Below are 1363 nucleotides of genomic sequence, written 5' to 3'. Positions count from 1 at the left end.
GCCGGACGGTGACCAGCGACCCCGTGCGGCTGCGGGTGCCGGCCGACACGGACCTGCTGGTGACGACGTACGCACCGGCGCCGGGCGGCCCGGTCACGTACCACCCGCACGCGCTCCAGACCTCCTACCTGGCCGCCGGCGACCACACCCGGGACACCGAAGGGGCCGCGTACGACCGGGAGTTCCGGTCCTGGCGCTACGTCACCGCCGTCGACGTCTGGAGCGAGCACGCCACCGGCACCGTCGCCGTCCTCGGCGACTCGCTCACCGACGGCACCACCTCCACCCCCGGCGCCAACCGCCGCTGGACGGACTACCTCGCCCTGCGCCTGCGCGAGGAGCCCGGCGCGCCCCGCTACGGGGTCCTCAACCTGGGGATCAGCGGCAACCGCGTGCTCGCCGACGGCGGCACCGCGTACCCGGACAACGGCCCCTCCGGGCTCAACCGCCTGGACCGCGACGTGCTTTCGCGCACCGGCGTCCAGGCCGTCGTCGTCGAACTCGGCATCAACGACATCCTCAAGTCCCCGCGGACCGCCGACGCGGCCGCCATCGTCGCCGGGCTGCGCGAGACCGCCCGGCAGTCCCGCGACCGGGGCCTCAGGGTCCTCGGCGCGACGCTGATGCCGTTCCGGGGGCACCCGGCGTACACGCCGCGGGCGGAGCGCGTACGGCAGCAGGTCAACGAGCGGATACGCGCGGGCGGCGTCTTCGACGCGGTCCTCGACTTCGACGCGGCGGTGCGCGACCCGGACCGGCCGGACCGCCTGCACCCGGCGTACGACTCGGGCGACCATCTGCACCTGACGGACCTGGGCTACCACGAGATGGCTTTGACACTGGACCCCGCGGACCTCAAGCCCCGCGCGCAGGCCGTGCTCTGACCCGGGCGCCGGCGTCCCGGGTCCCGGCCGCCGGGCAAGCCCCGTACTACCCCGGGCGCTTGCGGCGCTCCTCGCGCGCGAGCCTCCGCTCCTCCCGGGCCAGCCGCCGCTCCTCCCGGGCCGCCTCCGCCTCCGCGCGCCGGGCCGCCTTCGTCTTCTTCCGGCTCGTCCCCACGCCGCCCCAGAAGGCGAAGCCGGTGAGCGTGACGCGCGGGGTGCCGGGGGTGTGGGGGACACCGGTCTGGGAGTGGTCGAAGCCGCCCATGATGCCGATGCCGCGCACCTCCAGCGCGAGGTCCGGCGGCAGGACGACGTTCGCGCCGCCCATGATGGAGATGCAGCGGATCTCCACCTCCGCGGCCTCGAAGTCCGCCTCGCGCAGGTCCAGTTCGCCGCCACCCCAGAACGAGAACATCGTGAAGCGCCGCGGCACCGTCCAGGCCCCCTTGCGCTGGAAGCCGCTCATGATCGCGATGCCC

1 protein-coding gene and 1 pseudogene are annotated in these 1363 nt (G+C 74.9%); one reads left to right on the top strand and one right to left on the bottom strand.

Annotated features, from left to right (window positions below; translation table 11 throughout):
- The coding region (locus H5J30_RS33485; protein ID WP_181791508.1) for an SGNH/GDSL hydrolase family protein at positions 1-884 on the top strand (884 nt) is incomplete at its 5' end.
- 46 nt (positions 885-930) lie between these two features.
- On the opposite strand, the pseudogene H5J30_RS33480 reads toward H5J30_RS33485, so the two are convergent.
- A pseudogene (locus tag H5J30_RS33480) lies at positions 931-1363 on the bottom strand (hypothetical protein); the annotation flags it as partial.

The sequence above is a fragment of the Streptomyces phytophilus genome (assembly GCF_013870535.1).
Classification (GTDB): Bacteria; Actinomycetota; Actinomycetes; order Streptomycetales; family Streptomycetaceae; genus Streptomyces; species Streptomyces phytophilus.
This window is presented reverse-complemented; position numbering and strand designations above follow the sequence as displayed.